The sequence below is a fragment of the Azospirillum sp. CT11-132 genome (assembly GCF_047302835.1).
Classification (GTDB): domain Bacteria; phylum Pseudomonadota; class Alphaproteobacteria; order Azospirillales; family Azospirillaceae; genus Azospirillum.
Map to the genome: position 1 here is coordinate 2256841 of NZ_JBGLZA010000003.1, position 26508 is coordinate 2283348.

Annotated in this window: 26 protein-coding genes; 14 read left to right on the forward strand and 12 right to left on the reverse strand. The window is 67.2% G+C overall.

Features of this window, described 5'->3' with window-relative positions:
* Positions 1-18 precede the first annotated feature (18 nt).
* Positions 19-507 (forward strand): protein-export chaperone SecB, encoded by a 489-nt coding sequence (gene secB / locus ACCD06_RS16640; RefSeq protein ID WP_109074923.1) that lies wholly within the window; start codon positions 19-21, stop codon positions 505-507.
* A 240-nt stretch (positions 508-747) separates the two neighbouring features.
* Here the strand turns inward: secB and rho are convergent, their stop codons facing one another.
* The 4 genes from rho to hemE all read right to left on the reverse strand — a co-directional run bounded on the left by rho (position 748) and on the right by hemE (position 5074).
* Positions 748-2004 carry a transcription termination factor Rho gene (rho, locus tag ACCD06_RS16645; protein WP_085086916.1) on the reverse strand — a complete coding sequence of 419 codons (1257 nt, stop codon included), beginning with the start codon at positions 2002-2004 and terminating at the stop codon, positions 748-750.
* 379 nt (positions 2005-2383) lie between these two features.
* Positions 2384-2812, reverse strand: a complete 429-nt coding sequence (gene hemJ / locus ACCD06_RS16650; RefSeq protein WP_136704824.1) for a protoporphyrinogen oxidase HemJ — start codon at positions 2810-2812, stop codon at positions 2384-2386.
* A 27-nt stretch (positions 2813-2839) separates the two neighbouring features.
* Positions 2840-3958, reverse strand: a complete 1119-nt coding sequence (gene hemH, locus ACCD06_RS16655) for a ferrochelatase (RefSeq protein WP_413341900.1) — start codon at positions 3956-3958, stop codon at positions 2840-2842.
* Positions 3959-4048: 90 nt separating this feature from the next.
* Positions 4049-5074 carry a uroporphyrinogen decarboxylase gene (gene hemE, locus ACCD06_RS16660; RefSeq protein ID WP_413342513.1) on the reverse strand — a complete coding sequence of 342 codons (1026 nt, stop codon included), beginning with the start codon at positions 5072-5074 and terminating at the stop codon, positions 4049-4051.
* A gap of 525 nt (positions 5075-5599) precedes the next feature.
* Between hemE and ACCD06_RS16665 the strand changes: the two genes are divergently transcribed.
* From ACCD06_RS16665 to dnaQ, 5 genes are read left to right on the forward strand one after another with little or no spacing between them, the layout of a single operon-like run.
* A complete protein-coding gene (locus ACCD06_RS16665) occupies positions 5600-6439 on the forward strand; it encodes a pyruvate, water dikinase regulatory protein (protein ID WP_085086922.1) in 840 nt (279 codons plus the stop codon).
* On the forward strand, positions 6436-7041 hold the full coding sequence (locus ACCD06_RS16670) for a Maf family protein (protein ID WP_109074926.1): 606 nt from the start codon (positions 6436-6438) through the stop codon (positions 7039-7041). The genes ACCD06_RS16665 and ACCD06_RS16670 overlap by 4 nt, the downstream gene beginning before the upstream one ends.
* Complete coding sequence (locus ACCD06_RS16675) at positions 7038-7904, forward strand: shikimate dehydrogenase (protein ID WP_413341902.1); 867 nt, start codon at positions 7038-7040, stop codon at positions 7902-7904. The genes ACCD06_RS16670 and ACCD06_RS16675 overlap by 4 nt, the downstream gene beginning before the upstream one ends.
* Before the next feature lie 10 nt (positions 7905-7914).
* Positions 7915-8559 (forward strand): dephospho-CoA kinase, encoded by a 645-nt coding sequence (gene coaE, locus ACCD06_RS16680; protein ID WP_413341904.1) that lies wholly within the window; start codon positions 7915-7917, stop codon positions 8557-8559.
* Positions 8552-9235 carry a DNA polymerase III subunit epsilon gene (gene dnaQ, locus ACCD06_RS16685; protein ID WP_413341906.1) on the forward strand — a complete coding sequence of 228 codons (684 nt, stop codon included), beginning with the start codon at positions 8552-8554 and terminating at the stop codon, positions 9233-9235. The genes coaE and dnaQ overlap by 8 nt, the downstream gene beginning before the upstream one ends.
* 143 nt (positions 9236-9378) lie before the next feature.
* On the opposite strand, the gene ACCD06_RS16690 is transcribed toward dnaQ, so the two are convergent.
* From ACCD06_RS16690 to ACCD06_RS16700, 3 genes are read right to left on the reverse strand one after another with little or no spacing between them, the layout of a single operon-like run.
* A complete protein-coding gene (locus ACCD06_RS16690) occupies positions 9379-10353 on the reverse strand; it encodes a quinone oxidoreductase family protein (protein ID WP_109074930.1) in 975 nt (324 codons plus the stop codon).
* A 40-nt stretch (positions 10354-10393) separates the two neighbouring features.
* Positions 10394-10891, reverse strand: coding sequence for a methylated-DNA--[protein]-cysteine S-methyltransferase (locus tag ACCD06_RS16695; RefSeq protein WP_413341908.1), 498 nt, complete (start codon positions 10889-10891; stop codon positions 10394-10396).
* 17 nt (positions 10892-10908) lie between these two features.
* Positions 10909-12960 (reverse strand): thioredoxin domain-containing protein, encoded by a 2052-nt coding sequence (locus ACCD06_RS16700; protein ID WP_413341910.1) that lies wholly within the window; start codon positions 12958-12960, stop codon positions 10909-10911.
* 183 nt (positions 12961-13143) lie between these two features.
* On the opposite strand from ACCD06_RS16700, the gene ACCD06_RS16705 reads away from it, so the two are divergent.
* From ACCD06_RS16705 to ACCD06_RS16735, 7 genes are all read left to right on the forward strand, one after another.
* On the forward strand, positions 13144-13395 hold the full coding sequence (locus ACCD06_RS16705) for a DUF6489 family protein (RefSeq protein ID WP_063635627.1): 252 nt from the start codon (positions 13144-13146) through the stop codon (positions 13393-13395).
* Positions 13392-13766: a (2Fe-2S) ferredoxin domain-containing protein gene (locus tag ACCD06_RS16710; RefSeq protein ID WP_413341912.1), complete on the forward strand. Its 375-nt coding sequence runs from the start codon at positions 13392-13394 to the stop codon at positions 13764-13766. The genes ACCD06_RS16705 and ACCD06_RS16710 overlap by 4 nt, the downstream gene beginning before the upstream one ends.
* Before the next feature lie 9 nt (positions 13767-13775).
* Positions 13776-15104: a tRNA uridine-5-carboxymethylaminomethyl(34) synthesis GTPase MnmE gene (mnmE, locus tag ACCD06_RS16715; protein WP_413341914.1), complete on the forward strand. Its 1329-nt coding sequence runs from the start codon at positions 13776-13778 to the stop codon at positions 15102-15104.
* 105 nt (positions 15105-15209) lie between these two features.
* Entirely contained in the window at positions 15210-17090 is a 1881-nt protein-coding gene (gene mnmG / locus ACCD06_RS16720) for a tRNA uridine-5-carboxymethylaminomethyl(34) synthesis enzyme MnmG (RefSeq protein WP_413341916.1), read from the forward strand.
* Complete coding sequence (rsmG, locus tag ACCD06_RS16725; protein WP_413341918.1) at positions 17087-17701, forward strand: 16S rRNA (guanine(527)-N(7))-methyltransferase RsmG; 615 nt, start codon at positions 17087-17089, stop codon at positions 17699-17701. The genes mnmG and rsmG overlap by 4 nt, the downstream gene beginning before the upstream one ends.
* A gap of 62 nt (positions 17702-17763) precedes the next feature.
* Entirely contained in the window at positions 17764-18561 is a 798-nt protein-coding gene (locus ACCD06_RS16730) for a ParA family protein (RefSeq protein WP_109074936.1), read from the forward strand.
* Positions 18558-19469: a ParB/RepB/Spo0J family partition protein gene (locus ACCD06_RS16735; RefSeq protein WP_109074937.1), complete on the forward strand. Its 912-nt coding sequence runs from the start codon at positions 18558-18560 to the stop codon at positions 19467-19469. Before ACCD06_RS16730 ends, ACCD06_RS16735 begins: the two co-directional genes overlap by 4 nt.
* 25 nt (positions 19470-19494) lie before the next feature.
* On the opposite strand, the gene ACCD06_RS16740 is transcribed toward ACCD06_RS16735, so the two are convergent.
* From ACCD06_RS16740 to ACCD06_RS16760, 5 genes are read right to left on the reverse strand one after another with little or no spacing between them, the layout of a single operon-like run.
* Positions 19495-19989, reverse strand: a complete 495-nt coding sequence (locus ACCD06_RS16740) for a dihydrofolate reductase (protein ID WP_413341921.1) — start codon at positions 19987-19989, stop codon at positions 19495-19497.
* 33 nt (positions 19990-20022) lie between these two features.
* Entirely contained in the window at positions 20023-21192 is a 1170-nt protein-coding gene (hemW, locus tag ACCD06_RS16745) for a radical SAM family heme chaperone HemW (protein ID WP_413341923.1), read from the reverse strand.
* Positions 21180-21779 carry an RdgB/HAM1 family non-canonical purine NTP pyrophosphatase gene (gene rdgB, locus ACCD06_RS16750; protein WP_413341925.1) on the reverse strand — a complete coding sequence of 200 codons (600 nt, stop codon included), beginning with the start codon at positions 21777-21779 and terminating at the stop codon, positions 21180-21182. Before rdgB ends, hemW begins: the two co-directional genes overlap by 13 nt.
* 42 nt (positions 21780-21821) lie before the next feature.
* Positions 21822-22541, reverse strand: coding sequence for a ribonuclease PH (gene rph / locus ACCD06_RS16755; RefSeq protein ID WP_109074941.1), 720 nt, complete (start codon positions 22539-22541; stop codon positions 21822-21824).
* A 39-nt stretch (positions 22542-22580) separates the two neighbouring features.
* Entirely contained in the window at positions 22581-23864 is a 1284-nt protein-coding gene (locus ACCD06_RS16760; RefSeq protein ID WP_413341927.1) for an MFS transporter, read from the reverse strand.
* Between the two features lie 306 nt (positions 23865-24170).
* Here ACCD06_RS16760 and ACCD06_RS16765 point away from each other — a divergent pair, with 306 nt between their 5' ends.
* Entirely contained in the window at positions 24171-26435 is a 2265-nt protein-coding gene (locus ACCD06_RS16765) for an NADP-dependent malic enzyme (RefSeq protein ID WP_109074943.1), read from the forward strand.
* The last annotated feature ends 73 nt before the right edge of the window (positions 26436-26508 follow it).

The following is a 26508-nucleotide window of genomic DNA, read 5'->3' on the forward strand; positions in this document are numbered from 1 at the left end:
GGCGATTAGGAGTCCGTTATGTCCGATCAGATGAGCAACGGCGCCGAGCAGCAGCAGACCTCTTCGCTGCCGATGCATGTCCTCGCGCAGTATGTGAAGGACTTCTCGTTCGAGAACCCCAACGCCCCGCAGAGCCTGCTGCCGAACCAGCCGCAGCCGCAGGTGAACATCGGTGTCGACGTCCAGGGCCAGAAGGTCGGCGACGACATCTATGAGCTGACGCTGAACCTGCGCTGCGAGGCCCGCCAGGGCGAATCCGTGGCCTTCCTGGTCGAGCTGGCCTATGGCGCGCTGTTCCAGTTCCCCGGCCTGCCGGAAGAGCATCACCGCCCGGTCCTGATGATCGAAGGCGCCCGGATGATCTTCCCGTTCGCCCGCGCCATCGTCTCCAGCGCCACCCGCGAAGGCGGCTTCCCGCCGCTGATGATCAACCCGATCGACTTCGCCGAGCTGTACCACCGCCAGTCGGGCCAGCAGGCCGAACAGCCGCAGCAGCCGCCCTTCTGATCCCAAGCGGGATCGGGCGGATCCGGAAAGAAAAAGGGCGGGTGGCCGAAAGGCCCCCGCCCTTTTTCTTGTGCTATCCGAACCGTCTGCCGCCCCATCCGGCCGTGATTCCCGCGAATGCGGGAATCCAGAACCTTTGGAAGCGACCGTCAGGGGAAGCATGGTTCCCCGCCTTCGCGGGAATGACGCTCCCTGAAGGTCCAGGCGAGGGGCCGGCAGATCCGGCCCCGGTTCCGGCCCCTACTGGTTCATGCTCTCGAAGAACTCGTTGTTCGACTTGGTGTGCTTCAGCTTGTCGACCAGGAAGTCGACCGCGTCGGTCACGCCCATCGGCATCAGGATGCGGCGCAGGATCCACATCTTCGACATGGTGCCCTTGTCGACCAGCAGTTCCTCCTTGCGGGTGCCCGACTTGGAGATGTCGATGGCCGGGAAGGTGCGCTTGTCGGAGAGCTTGCGGTCCAGCACGATTTCCGAGTTGCCGGTGCCCTTGAACTCTTCGAAGATCACCTCGTCCATGCGGCTGCCGGTGTCGATCAGCGCGGTGGCGATGATGGTCAGCGATCCACCCTCTTCCACGTTGCGGGCGGCACCGAAGAAGCGCTTGGGACGCTGCAGGGCGTTGGCGTCGACACCGCCGGTCAGCACCTTGCCCGACGACGGCACGACAGTGTTGTAGGCGCGGGCCAGACGGGTGATCGAGTCCAGCAGGATGACCACGTCGCGCTTGTGCTCGACCAGCCGCTTGGCCTTCTCGATCACCATTTCCGCGACCTGGACATGGCGGGTCGCCGGCTCGTCGAAGGTGGAGCTGATGACCTCGCCGCGGACCGAGCGGGCCATGTCCGTCACTTCTTCCGGACGCTCGTCGATCAAGAGGACGATCAGATAGGCTTCGGGGTGGTTGGTGGCGACCGAGTGGGCGATGTTCTGCAGCATCACCGTCTTGCCGGTGCGCGGCGGCGCCACGATCAGCCCGCGTTGTCCCTTGCCCAGCGGCGCCACCAAGTCGACGATGCGGCCGGTGAGGTTCTTCTTGGTCGGGTCCTCGACCTCCATCCGGATGCGTTCTTCCGGATAGAGCGGCGTCAGGTTGTCGAAGTTGATACGGTGACGGACCTTGTCCGGCGTATCGAAGTTGATGGTGTTGACCTTCAGCAGGGCGAAATAGCGCTCACCGTCCTTGGGCGAGCGGATCTGCCCTTCCACCGTGTCGCCGGTGCGCAGGCCGAAGCGGCGCACCTGGCTGGGACTGACATAGATGTCGTCGGGACCCGGCAGATAATTGGCTTCCGGCGAGCGCAGGAAGCCGAACCCGTCCTGCAGCACCTCCAACACGCCGTCGCCGAAGATCGGAATATCGTTTTCGGCCAGTTGCTTCAGGATCGCGAACATCATGTCCTGCTTGCGCAGCGTGCTCGCGTTCTCGATCTGAAGCTCCTCCGCGAACGCCAGCAGTTCAGCGGGGCTTTTGCACTTCAGCTCTTGGAGATGCATCGGATTGCCTGTGAAATCGTCATGCGGGGGAGTGGCCTTGGGGATGGGAGGTGCCAGAAGGTCCGGCCGACGGCGGTTGGCAGCGGGGGACGCCGCAACGCGGTCGCGTCGGGTGGGCAGCGGGTGGCGCATAGGCGGGTGCGCGCCAGGGCGTCCGGATCATGGTCGCACGGGAGCGGATCGCCAGCCACCAGGCCCGGCTCAAAGTCAGAGCGTCGGATCGGCAGATGTGGGCGTGGGAGGCCGCGGGGCGAAAACCCCGTGGTCCTGACATGGTTATCGGATCGGCGGGCGCAAGTCAAACGAAAGCGAAACCCGCACAGGTCGCGGATTCCGCTTTTTCCGGGAGGTGGAAGACGGCGCGTTCACCTGCCGGCGGTCAGAAGGGCTTCACGATGACGAAGATGACGATGCCGATCATCAGCAGCGTCGGCACCTCGTTGGCGATGCGGAAGAAGCGCTGCGGCCGGGTGTTGCGGTCCTCGGCGAAGTCCCGGCGCCAGCGGGCCATCATCATGTGGCTGACGGTCAGCAGCAGCACGAACAGGATCTTGGCGTGCAGCCAGCCCTGCTTCATCCATTCCGGCGTCAGCACGATCATGGTGATGCCGAACACGTAGGAGGCGATCATCGCCGGGTTCATGATGGCGCGCAGCAGGCGGCGCTCCATCACCTTGAAGGTTTCCGACGCCTCGGATCCGGCCGGCACTTGGCAGTGGTAGACGAACAGCCGCGGCAGGTAGAGCAACCCCGCCATCCAGGCGATGATGCTGATGACGTGCAGCGCCTTGATCCAATCGTACAGCACCGGGCGTGTCCCTTCTTTCTTTGCGGTTCAGGGCCGCGCCTGCGGGCAGCCGGAGAAGTTGGACGGGCAGATCCGGTCGCCTTTCTGGGAGCAGATCGCCGCCTTGCCCGCGACCGTCTGCCGCACCAGCGCCGCCAGCCCGTCGATGAAGCCGGGATGCACCCCGACGGTCGGCACGCGGGTGAAGTGCGGCACCCCTGCCTCCTTGGCGAGATGACGGTATTCGACCTCGATCTCCACCAGCGTCTCGGAATGCTCCGACACGAAGGCCATCGGCACCACCAGGATCGGCACGCCGTCCTGGCCGGCGCGGCGGATCTCGGCGTCGGTGCTGGGGCCGATCCACTCCATCGGGCCGACGCGGCTCTGGTAGCAGTTGATCCAGTCGAGATCGTCGATGCCCAGCGCCGCGGCGATGGACTCTGCCGTCCGTTCGCACTGCCACTGATAGGGGTCGCCGGAGGCCACCACCTTCTTCGGCAGCCCGTGGGCGGAGAACAGGACGCGCGGCTTGCCATGGGCTTTGGCCGCCTCGTACAGCGGACGGATCAGATCCGCCGTGCCGTCGATGAAACCGGGCTGGGTCGGATAGCAGCACAGCAGCTTCGTCGGCGCCGTCAGTCCGACGGTGTTCGCCGCCTCATGCCACGCCTTGGCGCTCGACGCCGTGGTGGTAGTGGAGAATTGCGGGTAGAGCGGCAGCAGCACGACCAGATCCGGGTCGTACGCCTTCACCCGGGCGGCCGTCTCGGCGCTCATCGGGTGCCAGTAGCGCATGGCGATGAAGACCTTGGTCTCCGCCCCCTCCCCGGCCGGATCTGCTGCCGGATCTGCCGCCAGCATTGCTTCCAGCGCCGCCGCCTGGGCTTCCGTGTTCTCCAGCAGCGGCGACTTGCCGCCGAGCTGGGCATAGATCGCGGTGGCCGGCTTGGCCCGCCGTCCGCTGATCAGGCTGGCGATCAGGAAGCGGAACGGGTTCGGCAGCCGGATGATGGCCGGATCGGCGAACAGGTTGAACAGGAAGGGCCGCACCGCCTCCGGCGCGTCCGGACCGCCGAGGTTGAACAGCACGACGGCGACACGCCGCGGCCGGCCGCCGGGCGTTGCAGTGGTCGAGGCGGAGGTCTGGGAAAATTGCTGGCTCATGGTGCCCGCTAAACTGGAGCGTCGCCGTCGCTCTGTCCAGACCCCCTCCGTCGCTTTTTCAGCCCCTTAGCGCCGGTCCGCCGGAAAGCCTCAGCCGCGCCCCGGCCATTCCCGCAGGATGCGGGTCAGATCGGCGACATGCTGCGGCGGGGTCGACTGGATGACGCCATGGCCCAGGTTGAAGACGAAGGGGCCGCCGGCCAACGCCTCCAGGATGTCGCGCGTCGCGGTCTCCAGCGCCTTGCCGCCCGCCGCCAGCATGATCGGGTCGAGGTTTCCCTGCACCGGCAGCCGCGTCTGGAGAGTCTGCGCCGCCCACACCGGCGGGACGGTGGTGTCGAGCCCCACGGCATCGACGCCGGACCCGGCGACATACTCCTCATAGGCATGGCCGGCGCCGCGCGGGAAGCCGATGACCGGCGTGTTCGGGTGCTTCTCCTTCACCAGTGCGACGATCCGCCGCGTCGGCTCGATCACCCAGCGGCGGAACTCCGCCACCGGCAGAACGCCGGCCCAGCTGTCGAACAGCTGCACCACTTCGGCCCCCGCCTCGATCTGGCGGCAGAGATAGTCGGCGGTCACCTCGACGATCAGGTCGATCAGCTGGCCGAATCCCGCCGGGTCGCCATAGGCCCAGCGCTTGACGTGCGCATACTCCTTGGAGCCCGCCCCTTCGACCATGTAGCAGGCGATGGTCCAGGGAGCCCCCGCAAAGCCGATCAGCGTCGTGCCCTCCGGAATCGCAGTGGAGAGCCGGCGCACCGTCTCGTAGACCGGTGCCAGCGTCTCGTGGAAGCGGTCGCGCGACAGGCGCTTCAGGTCCTCGACGTTGCGGACCGGATCCAGCTTCGGCCCCTCCCCCTCCAGATAGGCCAGCGGCTGCCCCAGGGCATGCGGCACCACCAGGATGTCGGAGAACAGAATCGCCGCGTCCATGCCGTAACGGCGCAGCGGCTGCAAGGTCACCTCGACCGCGAAATCGGGGTTGTAGCAGAGATCGAGAAAGCTGCCGGCCTTCGCCCGCAGCTCGCGATATTCCGGCAGATAGCGTCCGGCCTGACGCATCAGCCAGAAGGGCGGACGCGTCCGCACCTCTCCCGCCAGGGCGGCGAGCATCGGCTTCAGGGCAGGCTGGGAAGCCTGATTCTGGACGTCGGAGCTGGTGGCGGACAAGACGGTGCGTTCCTTGGCTTTGCGAATCTGGGACTTGCGAATCTGAATCCCTGCGATTCCAACGCCGATTCCGCGCCGGATTCCGGGACGGGTTTATCCCCTCTTCTTCACTATATTTTTTAATGGGAGAAAGGAAGAGGATGAGGTGGATGCCTGTGGATAACGGTGATCCCCGACTCAAGCGAATCTATCCACAGATCCGGGGGCTTGTGCGTCCATGTGTGCGGATCTGTGGACGATTCGGAGCACTACCGTCGGAAACGGCGGAAATGCTATAGCTGGACGAACGGGAGTCCCGTGGATAACAGGGCGGACGGGGCCGGATCTTCCCAGCTTCCGAAGCGGTCGGCGGAGTTGTTCCGCACTTGGCCGTATCGGGGAGGAGGAGTCCCCCGGTCGGGACGAAACGAAGGCGGATCCGGTTGTCCACAGATCTGGGCCGGGTTCTCCACAGAATGTTGGGGACGGATGAAAGAGTTCCACCTACATCTCGTGTCCGATGCGACGGGCGAGACCATCAACAGCGTGGCGCGCGCCTGCGTCATCCAGTTCGACGACGTTCGGCCGATCGAGCATTTCTGGAATCTGGTGCGGACCGACCGCCAGCTCGACCTCGTGCTGGAGGGGATCCGGGACAACCACGGGCTGGTGATGTTCACGCTGGTCGACGAGACGCTGCGTCGCCGCCTGCAGGATTTCTGCCGCGAGATGCAGGTGCCCTGCATCCCCGTGCTCGATCCGCTGATCAACGCGCTCGCCGCCTTCCTGGGCGTGGAATCGCAGCGCCAGCCCGGCCGCCAGCATGTGCTGGACGCCGAGTATTTCAGCCGGATCGACGCCGTCGACTTCGCCCTGTCCCACGACGACGGCCAGTCGAACTGGGACCTGCACGAGGCCGACGTGGTGCTGATCGGCGTGTCGCGCAGTTCCAAGACACCGACCTGCATCTATCTGGCCAACCGCGGCATCAAGGCGGCCAACATCCCCCTGGTGCCGGGCAGCCCGCTGCCGGCGGAACTGGACCTGCTGACCCGGCCGCTGATCGTCGGGCTGACCAAGGACCCCGACCGGCTGGTGCAGATTCGCCGCAACCGTCTGAAGCTGCTGAACCAGGGCGAGGGCTCCAGCTACGCCGACCCCGAGCTGGTCCGCGCCGAGGTCCAGGAGGCGCGCCGCCTGTTCAGCCGGCGCGGCTGGCCGGTGATCGACGTATCCCGCCGCTCCATCGAAGAGACCGCGGCCGAGATCATGATGCTGCTCGCCCGCCGCCAGAGCGCCAACTTCAGCCCGGAAGGAAAGAAGACGTGAGCACGGCTCCCAAGCTCGTCCTGGCGTCGGGCTCGCGCACGCGCGCGGCGATGCTGGAGCAGGCCGGCGTGACCGCGATCCTCGACAAGCCGCTGGTCGATGAGGACGAGGTGAAGGCCGCCGGCCGGGCGGAGGGCGTCTCCGCCGACATCGTCGCCGAAGCCCTGGCCGAGTTGAAGGCCCAGCGCATCACCCGCCGCCACCCCGGTGCGCTGGTGGTCGGTGCCGATCAGATGCTGGAATGCGAAGGGCGCTGGTTCGACAAGCCGGCCGATCGCGCCGCGGCCCGCGCCCAGCTTCTCGACCTGCGCGGCAAGACCCACCGGCTGGTCAGCTGTGCCGTGGTGGTGCGCAACGGCGAACGGATGTGGCACCAGATCGACAGTGCCCGGCTAACCATGCGCAATTTCAGCGAAGCCTTCCTCGACGACTATCTCGATCGCGTCGGCGACGACGTGCTGCACTCGGTCGGCGCCTACCAGCTGGAAGGGCTGGGGGCGCAGCTGTTCCATCGGGTCGAGGGCGATTTCTTCACCATCCTCGGGCTGCCGCTTCTGCCGCTGCTCGGCTTTCTGCGCGTGCATGGAGTGGGCAGGGAATGACGGTGGGTCACTTTATCAGCGGCAAGGCCAAGCTCGCCGGTGTGATGGGCTGGCCGATCAGCCATTCGCGGTCCCCCCGGCTGCACGGATTCTGGCTGCGCCAGTATGGAATCGACGGGGCCTATGTGCCGTTGGCGGTGGCGCCCGAGCGTGCCGAGCAGGCGATCCGTGCCCTGCCCGCTTTGGGCTTTCGCGGCTGCAACGTCACCGTCCCGCTGAAGGAGATCGCCTTCCGCACCGTCGACCGGCTCGACGAGACCGCGCGGCGCATGGGGGCGGTCAACACCATCGTGGTGGCCGAGGACGGCGCGCTGGAAGGCGGCAACACCGACGGCTTCGGCTTCATCGAGAATCTGCGTGCCGAACAGCCGGACTGGACGGCGGAGCGCGGTCCGGCGGTGGTGATCGGTGCCGGCGGTGCCGCCCGCGCCGTGGTGGTCGCCCTGCTCGATGCCGGTGCGCCGGAGGTCCGTCTGGTCAACCGCACCCGCGCCCGCGCCGAGGAGTTGGCGGCGGATCTGGCCGCGGTTGGCCTGAATGGCGGGGTGACGGTGGTCGATTGGGTTTCACGTGAAACCGCGCTCGACGGCGCCGCTCTGCTGGTCAACACCACCACCCAGGGCATGGCGGGACAGCCGGCGCTTGACCTGCCTTTACGCGCCCTGCCCGTCTCGGCCGTCGTCAACGACATCGTCTATGTGCCGCTGGAAACCCCGCTGCTGGCCGAGGCCAGGGCGCGCGGCAACCCGGTGGCCGGCGGCATCGGCATGCTGCTGCATCAGGCGCGTCCCGGCTTCAAGGCCTGGTTCGGCGTCGAGCCGCAGGTGACGCCGGACCTGACCCGCTTCGTCCTGGAAGGCTGAGGCTCGGGTCATGATCGTGCTGGGCCTGACCGGCTCCATCGGCATGGGCAAGAGCACCGCTGCCCGGATGCTGCAGGCGATGGGCGCCCCGGTCTGCGATTCCGACGCGGTGGTGCATGGGTTGCTCGGCCGCGGCGGCCGGGCGGTGTCGGCCATCGACGCCGCCTTCCCCGGCGTGGTGATCGACGGCGCGGTCAGCCGGCCGGCGCTGGGAGCGGCGGTGTTCCGCGATGCCGATGCGCTGAAGCGGCTGGAGGCGATCCTGCACCCGATGGTCCAGGCGGCGCAGCGCGACTTCCTTGCCCGTGCCGCGCGGCGTGGCGCGAAGATCGCCGTGCTGGACATCCCCTTGCTGTTCGAGACCCATGGCGAGCGGCGCGTCGACGCCACCATCGTTGTCTCCGCCCCCTTCGCCGTCCAGCGCGCCCGCGTTCTGGCCCGGCCGGGCATGACGGCGGAGAAGTTCGCCGGCATTCTCGCCCGCCAGATGCCGGATGCGGAGAAGCGGCAACGCGCCGACTATGTCGTGCCGACCGGGGCCGGTCGGCTGGTGACGCGGCGGGCGCTTCAGGGCATTGTGCGCGACGTGGAACGGCGGCCGGGCAGGCACTGGCCGCCGCGCGGCTATCAACCAGGGCAGATCCATCATGCGTGAAATCGTTCTCGACACCGAAACCACGGGCTTCAAGCCGGAGGAGGGTCACCGGCTGGTCGAGATCGGCTGCATCGAGCTGGTCAACCACCTCACCACCGGCGAACGCTTCCACGTTTATCTCAACCCCGAACGCGATATGCCGCCGGAGGCCTTCGCCGTCCATGGGCTGAGTTCGGAATTCCTGGCCGACAAGCCGCTGTTCAACGATGTGGCCGCCGACTTCGTTGCCTTCATCGGCGACGCCCCGCTGGTGATCCACAACGCCGCCTTCGATATGCACTTCCTGAATTGGGAGCTGAAGATCGCCGGCCATCCGGTGATGCCGAAGGACCGCGCCATCGACACGCTGCTGATGGCCCGGCAGAAGTTCCCCGGCTCGCCCGCCACCCTGGACGCGCTTTGTAAGCGTTTCGGCGTCGACAACTCGAACCGCACCCTGCACGGCGCGCTGCTCGACGCCCAGTTGCTGGCCGAAGTTTATCTGGAGCTGCTGGGTGGCCGGCAGACCGGCCTGTCCTTCGCCGGCGGTCCCGCATCGAAGAATGGTCCCACCGGCCCGGTCCGCATCGACCGCCCCTTCCGCGAAGCCCGCGCCTTCGCCGTCAGCGACGATGAGGCCGCGGCGCATGCGGAGATGCTGAAGAAGATCAAGAACCCGCTTTGGGCGGTGGAATAGTCCGCGTCGATTGCCCCCACCCCGCCCCCCCCCCGCTGGGCGGGAGAGGGAGTAAGTGCTTGTTCGGTAGAGTGGCGGCAGTCCCTCCCCCGCCCAGCGGGGGAGGATAGGTGGGGGTTTAACCTCGCACCTATTTAACCCCCTTACGGCACCAGCACCGTCGACCCCGTCGTCGCCCGCGCTTCGAGCGCCCGATGCGCCTCCGCCGTGTCCTTCAATGCAAAGCGCTGGTTGACCGTGAAGGTCACCCCGCCGTTCTTCACCGCGTCGAACAGATCCGCGGCGGACGCCATCAAATCCTCCCGCTTGGCGGTGTAGGTCGCCAGCGTCGGCCGCGTCACATAGAGCGACCCCTTCGTCGCCAGCAGCCCCAGATCCAGCGGCGCCGGCGCGCCAGACGCGGCGCCGAACAGCACCATCAGCCCACGCGGCCGCAGGCAGTCCAGCCCCTTCAAGAAGGTCGTCTTGCCGACGCCGTCATAGACCACCGGCACGCCCTGCCCGTCCGTCAGATCCTTCACCCGCTGGACGAAATCCTCGCGGGTGTAGTCGATGGTGTGGTGACAGCCATGGGCCTTCGCCAGTTCTGCCTTCTCCTCCGACCCGACGGTGCCGATCACCGTGACGCCGAGATGCCGCGCCCAGGAGCACAGCAGCAGCCCCACCCCGCCGGCGGCGGCCTGCACCAGGATGGTATCGCCGGGCTGGACCACATAGGTGCTGCGCAGCAGATACTGCGCGGTCAACCCCTGCAGCAGGGTGGCAGCCGTGGCCTGTTCGTCGAGCCAGCTCGGCAGCGGCACCAGCCGGTCGGCGGCGATCAGGCGGCTCTCGGCATAGGCGCCGATCGACATGGCGTAGCCGACGCGGTCGCCGATCTTCAGCGTGGTGACGTCCGGCCCCAGCGCTTCAACCACGCCGGTACCCGCCATGCCGATCACCGCCGGCAGATCCGGCAGCTTGTAGGCGCCGGAGCGGTGATAGGTGTCGATGTAGTTCAGTCCGACGGCGGTCTGGCGGATGCGCACCTGGCCGGGACCGGGCTCTCCCACCTCGATTTCGTCCCAGCGCAAAACCTCCGGCCCGCCGTGCTCGTGGATGCGGATTGCATGAACCATGGTGGTTTGGTTTCCCTTCTTTTTGGAGTTCTCAGACGTCTCAAAGCAACGCGAACTGCTCCGCCGCCGCACCGTTTCCTTTGCTTATGCCGGCATGCCGGCGTTCCAGCGCCAGCAGCCAAGCCTTGGTGTCCAGCCCGCCATGGCCGGAATAGCCGCCGGGCGCTCCGCCGCTGGCCAGCACCCGATGACAGGGAATGATGATCGGGATCGGGTTGGCGCCGCAGGCTCCGCCGACCGCGCGCGGCGCACTCCCCAGCATCTTCGCCATCCCGCCATAGGTCGCGGTGCCGCCATAGGGGATCGCCAGCATCGCGTCCCAGACGCTCCGCCGGAACGCGGTACCCGCCGGATTCAGCGGCAGGTCGAAGCGCTGGAGCCGGCCGGCGAAATAGGCCTCCAGCTGGCGTGCCGTCTCGGCCAGCACCCCATCGGGTTCGTCATGGTCGAAGCGGCCCCAGCCGACCGAGGTGAGAGCGGATCCGTCCCCGCTCAGCATCAGGGGCCCCAGCGGGCTGTCGATGGAAAGACGCGCCATGGTTTCCTCTCCGGAAGTCAGCTTTTCGTTGCCAGAAGCGCCGCCAGATCCGCCGACGCCGTCACCGGGGCCGAGCAGGTCATGCCGCAGCAGACATAGGCGGTGGCCGTCCCGTCGCGCATCCCCTTCCCCTGCGCCGGATGATTGGCGGGCAGATCCGCCTCCGGAGGGAGCACGGTCAGGATGCGGTTGGGCAGCGAGCGGTCCAGCACCGTCCGGCGCAGCGCCTCGGTCTCCGCCGCTTTGGGCGGGCCGACGATGACGATCTGCAGCGGTGCCGTCATCAGCTCCACCGCGTTCAGGAAGGTCGGCAGCGGGAAGAAGTTGCGCGTCAACTCCCCCGAGAAGGCGGCGGCGAGCGCCTCTGCCCGCTCGCGATAGGCATCCTCGCCGGTGCGCTGGAACAGGGTGGTCAGCACCGCCAGCATGGTGCCGTTGCCGCTGGGCGTGGCGTTGTCGTAGACGCTCTTGGTGCGGACGATCAGCCCTTCCGCATCGTCGGCGGTGAAGAAATAGCCGCCGTTGGCGCCGCCCCAGAAATGGGCGTCGAGCGTCGCCACCCAGGTCTTCGCCTGATCGAGCGCCGCCGGATCCCCGGTCGCCTCGTGCAGCGCCAGGGCCGCGCGCGCCATCTGGGCGTAATCGTCGAGCATCCCCGCATGCTTGCCCTGCCCGTGCCGCCAGCTGTGGCAGAGCCGCCCTTCCGTATCCATCCGGTCGCGGACGAAGGCGAAGGCGCGGCCGGCGGCATCCAGCCATTCCGGCTCGTCCAGCGCCAGGGCGGCATGGGTCAGCGCCGCGATCATCAGGCCGTTCCAGTCGGCCAGCACCTTGTCGTCCCAGCCCGGCCTCACCCGCTTGGCCCGCGCCCGCAACAGGATCTCCCGGCCCTTGGCGAGCGTCGCCTCGGTGGCGTCGTCGGCCAGTGCCAGACCGCCCAGCCGGTTCAGGATGGTGACGCCCTCCCAATTGCCCTGGGGCAGCACTTCGTAAACGCGCTTAAACGTCGCCAGACCGTTGTCGCCGAGGGCGGGACCGAGCAACCGGTCGACCTCATGGTCCTGCCATATATAGAAGAGTCCCTCTTCGCCCTCGCTGTCGGCGTCGAGCGTCGCGGCGAAGCCGCCACCATCGGCGATCATCTCGCGCAGCAGCCAGCCGACCGTCTCGCGGATGCGGGTTTCCAGCAGCGGATCGCGCGTCTCCTGCCAGACCAGCGTCATCAGGTCGAGCAGCTCCGCATTGTCGTAGAGCATCTTCTCGAAATGCGGCACCAGCCAGCGTTCATCGACCGAATAGCGGGCGAAGCCGCCGCCGAGATGATCGTAGATGCCGCCCTGCGCCATGTTGGCCAGCGTGTGGGTCACCGCCTCGCGGAACGGCTCGCGCCCGGTGCGCTGCCATGCCCGCCACAGCAGTTCGAACAGCGGCACCTGCGGGAATTTCGGCGCGCTGCCGATGCCGCCATGGATCGGATCGACCTCCCGCAGTAGCCGTTGCGCCACCTGATCCAGCACCCCGGCATCGACCGCGCCGGCCGACCGGTTCTCCCCCATCCCAGCGAGTGCCGATTTCAGCGCGTCGACATTCTTGCCGACCTTGTCCGACTCATTGGCATAGGTGCCGGCGATGCCGCGCAGCACGTCGGGGAAGCCGGCCCGGCCATAACGGGGCGCCGGCGGGAAGTATGTGCCGCCCCAGAAGGGCTCCGCATCCGGCGTCAGGAACATGGTCAGCGGCCAACCGCCCTGCTGTCCCAGCAGGGCCAGTGCCGACTGGTAGATGGTGTCGAGATCCGGCCGCTCTTCCCGGTCGACCTTGATGTTGATGAACAGCTCGTTCATCAGCCCGGCGATCTCGGGATTTTCGAAGCTCTCATGCGCCATCACGTGGCACCAGTGGCAGGCGGCATAGCCGACCGACAGCAGCACCGGCTTGTTCTCCGCCTTGGCACGGGCGAAGGCCTCCGGCCCCCAGGGCATCCAGTGCACCGGGTTGTCCTTGTGCTGCAGCAGATAGGGGCTCGTCTCCCGGCCTAGCAGGTTCGCGCCCAACGGAGTGGCGGGCATGGCGGTGTCCGATCTGTTGGTGTGTCGTGAATCAATAGGTGGCGCCGGGGTGGCGTTGCGCCAGTGCATCCTATCTGTATAGTGGGGCATGAGCCGCCGCGGCGCTCAACCCCAAAATCAACACGGCCAATGCCTGCAATGGTGCCGGATCCGGCACCCGATCCGGGTCTGGAGGGGGTTCCCATGAAAATCACCGTCGACATCGACTGTACCCCGGACGAGGCCCGGCACTTCCTGGGCCTGCCCGACGTGAAGCCGATGCAGGATGCCATGATGCAGGAGATCCAGGAACGCATGCGTGCGAACCTCCAGGCCATGGACCCGGAGACCATGCTGAAGACCTGGCTCCCCGCCGGCATCCAGGGCATGGAGCAGATGCAGAAGATGTTTTGGTCCCAGATGGCGTCTGCCCTGGGCCAGGAAGGAAGAAAGTGACCGACCATCCTATTGAAGCGCAAAAGCCCTATTTCGAAGCCCATGTCTTCTGCTGCACCAACCGTCGCCCCGATGGGCATCGCCGCGGATCCTGCGCCGCCCACGGGTCGGAGAAGCTGCGCGACTATATGAAGGCCCGAGCCCGTGAACTCGGCTTCGACGGCAAGGTGCGGATCAATTCCGCCGGTTGCCTCGACCGCTGCGAGCTGGGTCCGACGCTGGTGATCTATCCGGAAGGCGTCTGGTACACCTACCACAGCACCGGCGACGTCGATGAAATCCTGCAGACCCATCTGGTCGAAGGCCGCCATGTCGAGCGTCTGATGCTGACGCCGGAGCAGCGGGAGCTGCGGCCCGAGCAGCGCGGCTGATCCTATCCGATGTTCACCACCATCTACGCTCTCGCCACCGCCCCCGGCCGCTCCGGTGTGGCGGTGGTTCGCATTTCGGGGCCCGAGGCCGGATCCGCCCTCGCGGCGCTGACCGGCCGCCCCCTGCCAGCTCCCCGCCGCGCCGTGCTGACCAAGCTGCGCGATCCGCGCACCGACGATGCGCTGGACGACGCGCTGGTCCTGCGCTTCACCGCCCCCGCCAGCTTCACCGGCGAGGATGTGGTGGAGTTGCATCTGCATGGCGGACGCGCCGTCGTCACTGGCGTGATCGAGGCGCTTGCCACCCTGCCCGGCCTGCGACTGGCCGAACCGGGCGAGTTCACCCGCCGCGCCTTCGAGAACGGCAAGCTCGACCTGACGGAGGCGGAGGCGGTCGCCGACCTGATCGATGCCGAGACCACCGCCCAGCGCCGACAGGCCTTGCGGCAGATGGAGGGTGCGCTCGGCAAACTCTATGACGGCTGGCGGGAGCGGCTGACCCGCGCTCTTGCCCATATTGAAGCCGACATCGACTTCGCCGAGGACGATCTGCCCGGCGGTGTCGCCGATGCCGTGCGTCCGGTGATCGCCGGGCTGGCCGATGAGATCGCAGCGCATCTCGATGACGGCGGCCGGGGCGAGCGTCTGCGCGAAGGGCTGCACATCGCCATCGTCGGCGCGCCGAACGCCGGCAAGTCGAGCCTGCTGAATGCGATCGCCCGACGTGACGCTGCCATTGTCTCCGCCCGCGCCGGCACCACCCGCGACATCATCGAGGTGCATCTCGACCTCGGCGGCTATCCGGTCGTGCTGGCCGACACCGCAGGCTTGCGCGAGGCTGCTGCCGACGAGGTGGAGGAGGAAGGCATCCGCCGCGCCCGCGACCGGGCGGCGCGTGCCGATGTGAAGGTGGCGGTGTTCGATGCCACCACCCTGCCCGATCTCGACCCGGCGACGCTGGACCTGATCGACCGCGACACCGTGGTGGTGTTCAACAAGACTGACCTCGCGACGGCCACCGACCTGCGACCGGATCTGGCCCCGATCCTGGTCTCTGCCCACACCGGCACCGGTCTGAAGACGTTGGAGGAAACGCTGACGGCATTCAGCGCCGATCGGCTCGCCATCGGCAGCGCCCCGTCTCTGACCCGCGCCCGCCATCGTGCCGCGTTGATGGAATGCCGGGAGTCGCTGCTGCGCGCGCTGGACGCGCCGTTGCCGGAGCTGGCGGCGGAGGATGTGCGTCTCGCCAGCCGGGCGCTAGGACGCATCACCGGGCGGGTGGATGTGGAGGATCTGCTGGACGTGATCTTCCGCGACTTCTGCATTGGCAAGTGACAGCGGCAAGTGACGGCATGTTTCACGTGAAACAACGCTGATGTGTCCCACTTGTCCCCGCCCCGCCTCTTGGATCCCTGGCGTCGTTCGGTTATGGTCCCGCGCATGCGGAACTTTGATGTCATCGTTGTCGGCGGCGGTCACGCCGGCTGTGAGGCGGCTGCGGCGGCAGCGCGCATGGGTGCGCGTACGCTCCTGCTGACCCACAAGGTCGAAACCATCGGCGAGATGTCCTGCAACCCCGCCATTGGCGGTTTGGCCAAGGGCCATCTGGTGCGGGAGATCGATGCGCTGGACGGCGTGATGGCGAAGGCCATCGACCGCGGCGGCATCCAATTCCGCATCCTGAACCGTAGCAAGGGTCCCGCCGTTCGTGGTCCGCGCGCTCAGGCCGATCGCAAGCTCTATCGGCAGGCGATGCAGTCGCTGCTGGCCGAACAGGAGAACCTGTTCATCGAAGCCGGCGGCGCCGAGGATCTGATCGTCGATGCTGACCAGCGCATCACCGGCGTCGTTACCGGGGCCGGCGAGTCCATCCGCGCCGGCGCGGTGGTGCTGACCACCGGTACCTTCCTGCGCGGCCTGATCCACATCGGCGAGGAGCGCACCCCCGCCGGCCGCGTTGGCGAAGCGCCGTCCATCGGCTTGTCCGACACGCTGGCTCGTCTCGGCTTCCCGCTCGGCCGTCTGAAGACCGGCACGCCGCCGCGCCTCGACGGCCGCACCATCGATTGGGACGCGCTGGAGAAGCAGCCGGGCGACATGCCGCCCCCGCCCTTCTCTTATATGACGGAGCGGATCGACACGCCGCAGATCGACTGCGCGATCACCTGGACGACGCCGGAAGCTCATGCCCTGATCCGCGCCAACCTGCATCGCGCGCCGATGTATTCCGGCCAGATCACCGGCACCGGTCCGCGCTATTGTCCCTCCATCGAGGACAAGGTCGTCCGCTTCGCCGAGAAGGAGAAGCACCAGATCTTCCTCGAACCGGAAGGTCTGGACGACCCCACCGTCTACCCGAACGGCATCTCCACCTCCCTGCCGCGCGACGTGCAGCTCGGTATCCTTGCCAGCATGCCGGGGCTGGAGAAGGTCGTGATGATCCGCCCCGGCTACGCCATCGAATATGATTATGTCGATCCGCGTGAACTGAAGCCGACGCTGGAGACCCGCCGGGCGCCGCGCCTGTTCCTGGCCGGTCAGATCAACGGCACCACCGGCTATGAAGAGGCGGCGGCCCAGGGTCTGATGGCCGGCATCAACGCCGCGCTGGCGGCAAGCGGCAACCGCGAGGGCTTCGTCCTCGATCGCGCCGACGCTTACATCGGCGTGCTGATCGACGACCTGATCGGCCGGGGCACCAACGAGCCCTACCGCATGTTCACCTCGCGCGCCGAATACCGGTTGCTGCTGCGCGCCGACAACGCCGACCAGCGGCTGACCGACAAGGGTATCGCCATAGGCTGCGTCGGCTCCGAGCGTCGCGATGTCTTCGCCGCCAAGAGCGCTGCACTGTCGGCCGGTCGTGCGCTTGTCGCCTCGCTGCAGGCGACGCCGGCCGAACTCTCCCGCCAGGGTGTCGCGGTGAACCAGGACGGCGTGCGCCGCAGTGCTGCCGACCTGCTGCGCTATCCCGACATCGACCTCGCCGCCCTCGCCCGCCTATGGCCGGAGCTTGGCGAGATCGCGCCGGAGATTGCCGAGCAGTTGGAGATCGACGGCAAATATGCCGGCTATCTCGGCCGGCAGGAGGCCGACATCCGTGCCTTCCGCAAGGACGAGTCCCTTGCTCTGCCCGACGATCTGGATGTCGATGGCATCGGCAGCCTGTCCGCCGAAATACGGCAGAAGCTGCGCCAGTCGCGTCCGGCGACGCTGGGTGCGGCGGCCCGCATTCCCGGCATGACCCCGGCCGCGCTGGTTGCCCTGCTCCGCCATGTGAAGCGCCGCGACGTGGTCTCGTCCGGGGTGGCCGCCGAATGAGCGGGTTCGATGCGGTTGCATTTCAGGAGGCCACCGGTGTTTCACGTGAAACGCTCGACCGCCTGATCGCCTATGAAGGTCTGCTGCGCAAGTGGCAGCCGAAGATCAATCTGGTCGGACCCTCCACCCTGCCCGACGCCTGGAAGCGTCACTTCCTCGACTCCGCCCAGCTCTACCCGCTGCTGCCGGACGGCACGCGGGTGCTGGTCGATTTCGGCAGCGGGGCCGGCTTCCCCGGTCTGGTGCTCGCCGTCCTCGGTGTGCCGCAGGTGCATCTGATCGAGAGCGACGTGCGCAAATGCGCCTTCCTGCGCGAGGTCGCGCGGGTCTGCGAAGCGCCGGTCACCGTCCACACGAAGCGGATCGAAACCGTCACCGGCATCGAAGCCGATGTCGTCACCGCCCGCGCTTTGGCGCCGCTGACCGACCTGTTCGGCTGGGCCCACCCCTTCATCGGATCGCGCGGCAAGTGCCTGTTCCTGAAGGGCGCTGCGCTGGACGACGAATTGACCGCTGCCACGCAATATTGGAGACTGCGGACGGAGCGATTTGACAGCCGCACCGATCCGAGCGGAACCATCCTGCGTGTGAGTGACCTTGAGCGTGCGTGAAAACCGTGCCTGACACTCTCCCTCCGCCTTCTTCCCGCCAACCGGACTCCCGAGAGGCTGCCATGTCTGCCGTCACCCGTCCCCTTGCCCGCGTGGTTGCGATTGCCAACCAGAAGGGCGGCGTGGGCAAGACCACGACGACGATCAACCTCGCCACCGCGCTCGCCGTCATCGGCAAGCGGGTGCTGGTGATCGACCTCGACCCGCAGGGCAATGCGTCCACCGGTCTCGGCATCCCCCGCTCGGACCGCCGCGTCGGCATCTATGACGTGCTGTTCGACGACGTATCGCTGGAGCAGGCCGCGACCCCCTCCTCGGTGCCGAACCTGTCGATCATCACCTCCTCGGTCGATCTGTCGGGTGCCGAGATCGAGCTGGTCGGTGCCGAGCGCCGCGAGTTCCGACTGCGCGAGGCGGTCGCCAACAGCGCGCTCGAATACGACTATGTCCTGATCGACTGCCCGCCGGCGCTGGGCCTGCTGACGCTGAACGCTCTGGTCGCGTCCCATGCGGTGATGGTCCCCCTGCAATGCGAGTTCTACGCGCTGGAGGGTCTCAGCCATCTGGTCCGCACCATCGAACGCGTGAAGCGCGCCTTCAACCCGAACCTGGACATCCACGGCGTCGTGCTGACCATGTTCGACAAGCGCAACAACCTGTCGGACATGGTGGCGGCGGACGTCCGCGGCTTCTTCGGGGAGAAGGTGTACGACACCGTCATCCCGCGCAATGTCAAGGTGTCGGAGGCGCCGTCGCACGGTAAGCCGGTGCTGATCTACGACATGCGCTGCCCCGGATCCCAGGCCTACATCCATCTGGCGGGCGAGGTGCTGCGCCGTGAGAAGAGACTGACCGCATGATCGACGACACCAAGCAAGGGGGCGCCCGCCGCGCCAGCCTGGGCCGCGGCCTTTCCGCCCTGTTCGGCGAGGCGACCGAGGATTACTCGGCACTCGACAAGGTGCGGCAGTCCAAGCAGGTGCCGATCGAGTTCGTGCACCCCGGCAAATACCAGCCGCGCCGGAAGTTTGACGAGGAGGCCATCCAGGGCCTCGTCGACTCCATCCGCGACAAGGGCATCCTGCAGCCCCTTCTCGTCCGCCGAGATGGCGAGGATGCCAATTCCTATGAGCTGATCGCCGGCGAACGCCGCTGGCGCGCCGCGCAGATCGCCGGCCTGCATGAGGTTCCGGTCGTCATCCGCGATCTCAGCGACCGCGAGGCGCTGGAAATCGCGCTGATCGAGAACATCCAGCGCCAGGATCTGACTCCTCTGGAAGAGGCGGAGGGCTATCGCCGCCTGATGGAGGAGTTCGAGCACACGCAGGAGGATCTGGCCCGCGCCGTCGGCAAGAGCCGCAGCCATGTCGCCAACATGATGCGCCTGCTGGCCCTGCCCGATCCCGTCAAGTCGATGGTTCAGGACGGCGCGCTGACCGCCGGCCATGCCCGCGCCCTGCTGACCGCCCCGGATCCGGCCGCCGTAGCCCGCGAGGTGGTGACGCGCGGCCTGAACGTCCGCCAGACCGAAGACCTGATGCGCGGCGATCAGCCGAAGGCGAAGAAAGGCAAGGCCGCGAACGGCGGATCCGGCAACGCTCCGGCGATGAAGGACGTCGACCTGATCAATCTCGAGGAGGAAATCTCCGCCCGCATCGGTCTGAAGGTCGCGATCAATCCGCAGGGGCAACGCGGGACGATCACCATCCATTACCAGACGCTCGACCAGCTGGACGACGTTCTGCACCGGCTGGGCGGCGAAGAGTAACGGGATTATTGGGGGCGCTCGCCCCCTACCCGCGCACCTTTTCGAGATCGATGTAGCGATAGAACAGCCCATTCTCTTCCATGGGCGCGCTCGACCACACCTCTGCCCATTCCGCCCCGATGGGCGGCATCACCGTGTCGCCGTCCACGGTGCTTTCGATGCGGGTCAGGTGCAGGCGATCGGCGATCGGCAGCGTCTCGCGGAACAGGGCGGCACCGCCGATGACGCACAGTTCGGCCGCACCGGAGCCTTGTGCCCACGACACCGCCGCCCCGAGACCGGTGAACCAGCGGGCGCCGTCATGCTCGCCGACGAGGCCCCGATGGCTCACCACCAGATTGTCGCGGCCGGGCAGTGGGCGGCGCGGCAGGGAGTCCCAGGTCTTCCGACCCATCAGGATCGGCTTGCCCATCGTCAATTCCCTGAACCGGCGCAGGTCGCTGGGAAGATGCCAGGGAAGCCGGCCATCACGGCCGATCACGTCGTTCGTTGCGGCGGCGACGATCAGACTGATGAGCATCCCCTGCCCTTTCCCCATTGAAGACACGGGATCTTACGCCAGAATTGCCCCAAGCACCGCGTTCAGACGCTGTAGCCCCTCCGATGTCGCAACCAGACGGTCGGCATCGCGCGTCAGGAAACCGCCGTCGATCAGGCGGGACAGTGCCGACGGATCGACGAAATCGTCGAGAGTCCGGCCGGTTTCCTCCACCAGACGGGCAAGCCGCACCCCCTCGCTCAGGCGCAGGCCCATCATCAGAAGTTCGGTGCCGCGGGCATCACGGTCGATGGGATCGGGGGCGGCGGCACCATGCCCGTCGCGCTCCACCCGTTCCAGCCAGATCTCCGGGGCGCGGTGGGCGCGGGTGGCGGACTTCCCGCCATCCAGCGTCAGCCGGCCATGGGCGCCGGGGCCGATGCCGACATAATCGCCATAGCGCCAATAGGTCAGGTTGTGGCGGCTTTCCTCGCCGGGGCGGGCATGGTTGGAAATCTCGTAGGCCGGCAGCCCGGCCGCCGTCAGCTGGCTCTGCGTCGCCTCGTAGAGATCGCCGGCCACATCCTCGTCAGGCAGCACCAGATCGCCGCGGGCATGCAGCGGATAGAAGGCGGTGCCTTCCTCGATCGTCAGCTGATAGACCGACAGATGGCCGACCGCGTAATCCAGCGCCCGCGCCAGCTCCGCTTGCCAGGCCGCCACCGTCTGGCCGGGACGGGCATAGATCAGGTCGAAGGAAAAGCGGTCGAAGGTCCGCGCCGCCAGCTCGATGGCGCCGGTCGCCTCCGCCGCATTGTGCTGGCGGCCGAGGAATTTCAGGCTGGCGTCGTCCAGCGCCTGGATGCCCAGCGAAACGCGATTGATCCCGGCTGTGCGGAAGGCGCGGAACTTGTCGGCTTCGATGGAGGTCGGGTTGGCCTCCAGCGTAACCTCCAGCCCGTCGGCTACCGGCCAGCGTTGGGCGACACGGTCGATGACGGCACCGACGGTCGAGGGCTCCATCAGCGACGGGGTGCCGCCGCCGAAGAAGATCGAGGTGACCGTGCGGCCGGCGGTCAGGTCGGCGTAATGGTCCAGCTCGCGCAGCAGCCCTGCCCGCCAGCGGTCATGGTCCACCCGCTCGCGGACATGGCTGTTGAAATCGCAATAGGGGCACTTCGATTTGCAGAAGGGCCAATGGACGTAGACGGCAAAACCAGGATCAGACACGCTCACTGGAAACACCGCTCCACCAGCTGGCGGAAGGCGTCGGCGCGGTGGCTCATCTCGTGCTTCTTGGCCGGATCCATCTCGCCGAAAGACAGCTCATGGCCGTCCGGCAGGAACATCGGGTCATAGCCGAAGCCGTGGGGACCGCGCGGCGGCCACACCAGCGTGCCGTAGCAGCGGCCTTCAACCGTCTCGACATGGCCGTCCGGCCAGGCGAGCGACAGGGCGCAGACGAAATAGGCGCTACGGTCCGCCTTCCCTGTCAGCCCGTCCTCGACCTTCCGCATCGCCATGGCGAAGTCCTTGGACGGGCCGGCCCAGCGGGCGGAATAGATGCCGGGATCGCCGTTCAGCGCCGGCACCACCAGCCCGCTGTCGTCGGCGAGCGCGACATGGCCGGCGGCGGCGGCGGCCTTCGCCTTCAGTTCCGCATTGGCGATGAAGGTGGTCCCGGTCTCTTCCGGTTCGGGCAGGCCCAGCTCCCCGGCCGAGGTGAAGGTGGCGACATAGGGGCCGAGCAAATCGGCGATCTCGCGCACCTTGCCTTTGTTGTGGCTGGCGATGACGAGCGTGTCGCCGGTGAAGCGGCGGGGAGCGGACATGGTAACGGACCTCTGGATGATGGACCTCTGGCAGATGCCGGCTTACTTGATGCCGAGGACCTGCTTCTGCAACGCCACCAGCTCGTTGACGCCCTTGCGGGCGAGCGCCAGCAGCTCCATGAACTGCGGCTCGGAGAAGGGGGTTTCCTCGGCGGTGCCCTGGATTTCAACGATGCCGGCCTTGCCGGTCAGGACGAAGTTGGCGTCGGCCTGAGCCTTGGAGTCCTCGTCATAGTCGAGGTCGAGCACGGCATTGCCCTGATAGAGGCCGCAAGACACGGCGGCGACCTGATCGGTCAGCGGCATGGTCTTCAGCGCGCCGATCTGCATCAGGTGCTGGAAAGCGAGATGCAGGGCGACATAGCTGCCGGTGATGGCGGCGGTGCGGGTGCCGCCGTCGGCCTGGATGACGTCGCAGTCGATCTTGATCTGCTTCTCGCCCATGGCAGACCGGTCGGTGACGGCGCGCAGCGCACGGCCGATCAGGCGCTGGATTTCCTGGGTGCGGCCGGACTGCTTGCCCTTCGCCGCTTCACGGTCGGTGCGGCTGTGGGTGGAGCGCGGCAGCATGCCGTATTCGGCGGTGACCCAGCCGAGCCCGGTGTTCTTCAGGAAACGCGGCACCGTCTCGTCGACGCTGGCGGTGCACAGCACATGCGTGTTGCCGAAGCGCACCATGCAGGAGCCCTCGGCATAGCGGCTGAAGCCGGGCTCGAGGGAGACGGTGCGCAGTTGGTCGAAGGCGCGGCCGGAGGGGCGCATGGGCATCATTCCGAAGATCGTTTGCGGTTCGGCGGCAAGCTAACGGCTCTGCCCGCCCCCGTCCAGCACGGCGTCGGCGATCATTGGTGGCGGTGCCGGGCGCGTCGCCCGCTCCAGCCACAGGGTCAGCAGTGGCACGGCAAGCCCAATGGTGATGGAGATGGTCGCCATGGTCGTCACATGCTCCAGCCGGCCGTCGGCGCCGTTGGTCAGGATCTCCGCCGACAGGAAGGCGCCGAAGGCGGAGCTGAGATGCTGCACCGCCGACACCAGCGCCATGAATCCGGCGCGTTCCTGCGGGTCCGGCACGCGGGAGAAGGCGGCGCCGTTGGCGACCATGCGGATGCCGACGAAGGTCATGAAGAAGGGGAACAGCCCCAGCACGGGCATCCAGGGCCGGTAGCCGATGAAGGCGAAGAAGATCACCAGGCTCAGCCCCACCGTCGCGGCGAAGGTGACGGCGCTGGAGCCATGGCGGTCGACCAGCCGCCCGGCCCAGCGCGCGGCGAAGAAGCTCAGCATGCCGCCGGTCATATAGACCAGGCTCAGATGGTCGCGCGGGAAGCCCAGATTGCCCTGCACATAGGCGGCGATGTTGGGGACGATCATGAACTGCTGAACCTGCACCAGCGCCACGGTGGCATAGGCCAGCCAGACCTTGCGGCGCGACAGCAGCGCCGTCATCCGTACCCAGGCCCCCGTCTTCACCCCTGTTCCGGCGAGATGCGCGCGCTGCGGCGGCAGGATGGCGATGGCGGCCACGGCGACAATCAGGCCGGCGAAGGCCACCGCGAAGAAGGGCAGCCGCCAGCCGCCATAGAGCGCCAGCTCCAGCCCCACCGGCACCCCGGCGATGGCCGACAGCGAGAAGGCGGACATGACCGCACCCATCGCCTGCCCCCGCCGCTGCGGCGCCACCTGATCGGTCACCGTGGCGATCGCGACCGCGACGGCCGGGCCGCCGAACAGTCCGGCAAGCACGCGCGCCGCCAGCAGCGATGGAAAGTCCCAGGCCAGCCCGCCCAATGCCGTGGAGACGATCAGTCCGGCCATGGCGACGGCAAGCGCCCGGCGTCGGTCGAAGCGGTCGAGCAGCATCGAGCCGATCAGCCCGGCCAAGGCCGCAGCGGCGGTATAGCTGCCGCCGATATAGCCGATGTGCGCCGCCGGGATGTTCAGCGCCCGGGCGAAGTCGGGACCGAGCGGCATCACCATCATGAAATCGAGGATGTTGATGAACTGTACCGCCGCGATCACCAGCGTGATGCGGCGTTCGTCCGGCGTCAGGGCGATGGGAGCCGCAGATTTGGGGGCCAGGGACAAGATGTCGGCTCCGGGAGGGAATAAGCGCGTCGGTTGTGTTCCGCACCGCATTATACCAGCCGTCTCCCAGCCGTCCCAACCGGCATGGTCATGCACGGAAAGCGGATCAGATAGGACGTGAAGCAAACTGGATGTGTCGCCAATCGTCAAAAAAATGCATGATTCGTACAAAAAGCGGGCGATGGAGGCTTGGCGAGTTGCGCGTGCGGCGTATACCATCGCGGCCCCACCGTCGGCAGCGCACCGCACAAAAGGCACCAACGAAGACCGACGGGCATCAGCACTCCGTTGAGGAACACGACATCCATGTCCGACACCAAGCGCGTCACCGACGAAGAGGCCCTGCTGCTGCATTCCAGCGGCCGGCCCGGCAAGCTGGAAATCACTCCGACGAAGCCGCTGACCACCCAGCGCGATCTGGCGCTGGCCTATTCGCCCGGCGTCGCCGCGCCCTGCCTGCGCATCGCCGAGGATCCGTCCCTTGCCTATGACTACACGGCCAAGGGGAACATCGTCGCCATCATCTCCAACGGCACGGCCGTGCTGGGTCTGGGCGACCTGGGCGCGCTCGCCGGCAAGCCGGTGATGGAAGGCAAGGCGGTGCTGTTCAAGCGCTTCGCCGATGTCGACGGCATCGACCTGGAGGTCGACACTCGCGACGTGGACGAGTTCGTCAACTGCGTGCGCTTCCTCGGCCCCAGCTTCGGCGGCATCAATCTGGAAGACATCAAGGCGCCCGACTGCTTCATAATCGAGGAGCGGCTGCGCGAGCTGCTGGACATCCCGGTCTTCCACGACGACCAGCACGGCACCGCGATCATCGCCGCCGCCGGCCTGATCAATGCCTGCGACATCACCGGCCGCCGAATCGAAGACGTGAAGATGGTGGTGAACGGCGCCGGCGCTGCGGGCATCGCCTGCGCCGAGCTGTTCTGCACGATGGGTGTTTCACGTGAAAACATCATCCTGTGCGACACCAAGGGCGTGGTCTATCGCGGCCGTACCAACGGCATGAACCAGTGGAAGTCGTCCTTCGCCGTCGACACCGACAAGCGCACGCTGGAAGAGGCGGTGGCCGGCTCCGACGTGTTCGTCGGCCTGTCGGCCAAGGGGGCGATGACCCAGGAGATGGTGAAGTCGATGGCGGCCAAGCCGATCATCTTCGCGCTCGCCAACCCCGATCCGGAGATCACGCCGGAGGATGTGAAGGCGGTGCGCGCCGATGCCATCGTGGCGACCGGCCGCTCCGACTATCCGAACCAAGTCAACAACGTCCTGGGCTTCCCCTACCTGTTCCGCGGCGCGCTGGACGTCCGCGCCACCACCATCAACGAGGCGATGAAGGTCGCCGCCGCCAAGGCGCTGGCGGCGCTGGCGCGCGAGGATGTGCCGGACGAGGTCGACGCCGCCTATTCCGGGCGCCGGCTGCGCTATGGCCCGGACTACATCATTCCGGTGCCCTTCGACCCGCGCCTGATCGTCACCGTCCCGGCCGCCGTCGCCCAGGCGGCGATGGAAAGTGGCGTGGCGCGCAAGCCGATCCTCGATCTGACCAGCTACAAGCACAGCCTGCGCACCCGTCTGGATCCGACCGCCGACAGCCTGGAGCTGATCCTGGAGAAGGTGCGGACCAACCCGCGTCGCGTCGTCTTCGCCGAGGGCGAGGAGGAGCGGACGATCCGCGCCGCCATGGCCTTCCGCGCCCACGGCTATGGCATCCCGGTTCTGATCGGCCGCGAGGAGGTCATCAAGGAACAGCTGGCGGCGATGGGCCAGCCGCACATCCAGTTCGAAATCCACAACGCCCGCCTGTCGGACGCCAACCGCCGCTATGCCGACCACCTCTACCGCCGTTTGCAGCGCAAGGGTGCCCTGCTGCGCGACTGCCAGCGGATGGTCAACCAGGACCGCAACGTCTTCGCCGCCTGCATGGTGGCGCAGGGCGACGCCCACGCCATGGTGACCGGCCTGACCCGCAGCTTCGGCGTCGCGTACGAGGAAATCCGCCGCGTCATCGACTCGAAGGCGAGCGAGCCGGTGTTCGGCCTGCACCTGTTCATCACCCGCAGCCGCACCGTCTTCATCGCCGACACCACCGTCCATGTCCGTCCCGACGGCAAGACCTTGGCCGACATCGCCGTCGGTGCCGCGGCCAAGGCCCGGCAGATGGGGCACGAGCCGCGGATCGCGATGCTGTCCTTCTCCAACTTCGGCCAGACGCCGCACCCGAACACCGATCCGCTGCGCGAAGCCCTGTCGATCCTCGACAGCCGCCGGGTCGATTTCGAGTATGACGGCGAAATGTCGGCCGACGTGGCGCTGGATTACCAGCTGATGAAGCGGGTCTACCCGTTCTCGCGGCTGTCCGGTCCGGCGAACGTGCTGATCATGCCCGGCCTGCACTCCGCCAACATCTCGGCCAAGCTGCTGAACAAGATGGCCGGCGGCCAGATGATCGGCCCGCTGCTGATCGGCCTGGACAAGCCGGCGCAGATCGTCACCATGGGCGCCTCGGTCAACGATATCGTCACCGCCGCAGCCCTGGCGGCGCACGACTCGCTGCCCTGGTGAGGTGAGGTGCTCCCTCCTCCGTCTCTGTGCGGAGGAGCTCCCCCTCTCCCGCCCCGGGAGAGGGAAGGGGCCC

Excerpts from the sequence above, each read along its gene's own strand:
- ACCD06_RS16675 (WP_413341902.1), top strand. The coding sequence starts at position 7,038 with ATGACGGTGGGTCACTTTATCAGCGGCAAGGCCAAGCTCGCCGGTGTG.
- ACCD06_RS16690 (WP_109074930.1), bottom strand. The coding sequence starts at position 10,353 with ATGGTTCATGCAATCCGCATCCACGAGCACGGCGGGCCGGAGGTTTTG.
- ACCD06_RS16735 (WP_109074937.1), top strand. The coding sequence starts at position 18,558 with ATGATCGACGACACCAAGCAAGGGGGCGCCCGCCGCGCCAGCCTGGGC.
- mnmG (WP_413341916.1), top strand. The coding sequence starts at position 15,210 with ATGCGGAACTTTGATGTCATCGTTGTCGGCGGCGGTCACGCCGGCTGT.
- rdgB (WP_413341925.1), bottom strand. The coding sequence starts at position 21,779 with ATGTCCGCTCCCCGCCGCTTCACCGGCGACACGCTCGTCATCGCCAGC.
- ACCD06_RS16695 (WP_413341908.1), bottom strand. The coding sequence starts at position 10,891 with ATGGCGCGTCTTTCCATCGACAGCCCGCTGGGGCCCCTGATGCTGAGC.
- ACCD06_RS16665 (WP_085086922.1), top strand. The coding sequence starts at position 5,600 with ATGAAAGAGTTCCACCTACATCTCGTGTCCGATGCGACGGGCGAGACC.
- ACCD06_RS16765 (WP_109074943.1), top strand. The coding sequence starts at position 24,171 with ATGTCCGACACCAAGCGCGTCACCGACGAAGAGGCCCTGCTGCTGCAT.
- mnmE (WP_413341914.1), top strand. The coding sequence starts at position 13,776 with ATGTTCACCACCATCTACGCTCTCGCCACCGCCCCCGGCCGCTCCGGT.
- hemE (WP_413342513.1), bottom strand. The coding sequence starts at position 5,074 with ATGCTCGCCGCCCTGGCGGGAGAGGTGCGGACGCGTCCGCCCTTCTGG.
- rho (WP_085086916.1), bottom strand. The coding sequence starts at position 2,004 with ATGCATCTCCAAGAGCTGAAGTGCAAAAGCCCCGCTGAACTGCTGGCG.
- hemH (WP_413341900.1), bottom strand. The coding sequence starts at position 3,958 with ATGAGCCAGCAATTTTCCCAGACCTCCGCCTCGACCACTGCAACGCCC.
- secB (WP_109074923.1), top strand. The coding sequence starts at position 19 with ATGTCCGATCAGATGAGCAACGGCGCCGAGCAGCAGCAGACCTCTTCG.
- ACCD06_RS16740 (WP_413341921.1), bottom strand. The coding sequence starts at position 19,989 with ATGCTCATCAGTCTGATCGTCGCCGCCGCAACGAACGACGTGATCGGC.
- rsmG (WP_413341918.1), top strand. The coding sequence starts at position 17,087 with ATGAGCGGGTTCGATGCGGTTGCATTTCAGGAGGCCACCGGTGTTTCA.
- ACCD06_RS16730 (WP_109074936.1), top strand. The coding sequence starts at position 17,764 with ATGTCTGCCGTCACCCGTCCCCTTGCCCGCGTGGTTGCGATTGCCAAC.
- ACCD06_RS16700 (WP_413341910.1), bottom strand. The coding sequence starts at position 12,960 with ATGCCCGCCACTCCGTTGGGCGCGAACCTGCTAGGCCGGGAGACGAGC.
- rph (WP_109074941.1), bottom strand. The coding sequence starts at position 22,541 with ATGCGCCCCTCCGGCCGCGCCTTCGACCAACTGCGCACCGTCTCCCTC.
- coaE (WP_413341904.1), top strand. The coding sequence starts at position 7,915 with ATGATCGTGCTGGGCCTGACCGGCTCCATCGGCATGGGCAAGAGCACC.
- dnaQ (WP_413341906.1), top strand. The coding sequence starts at position 8,552 with ATGCGTGAAATCGTTCTCGACACCGAAACCACGGGCTTCAAGCCGGAG.
- ACCD06_RS16705 (WP_063635627.1), top strand. The coding sequence starts at position 13,144 with ATGAAAATCACCGTCGACATCGACTGTACCCCGGACGAGGCCCGGCAC.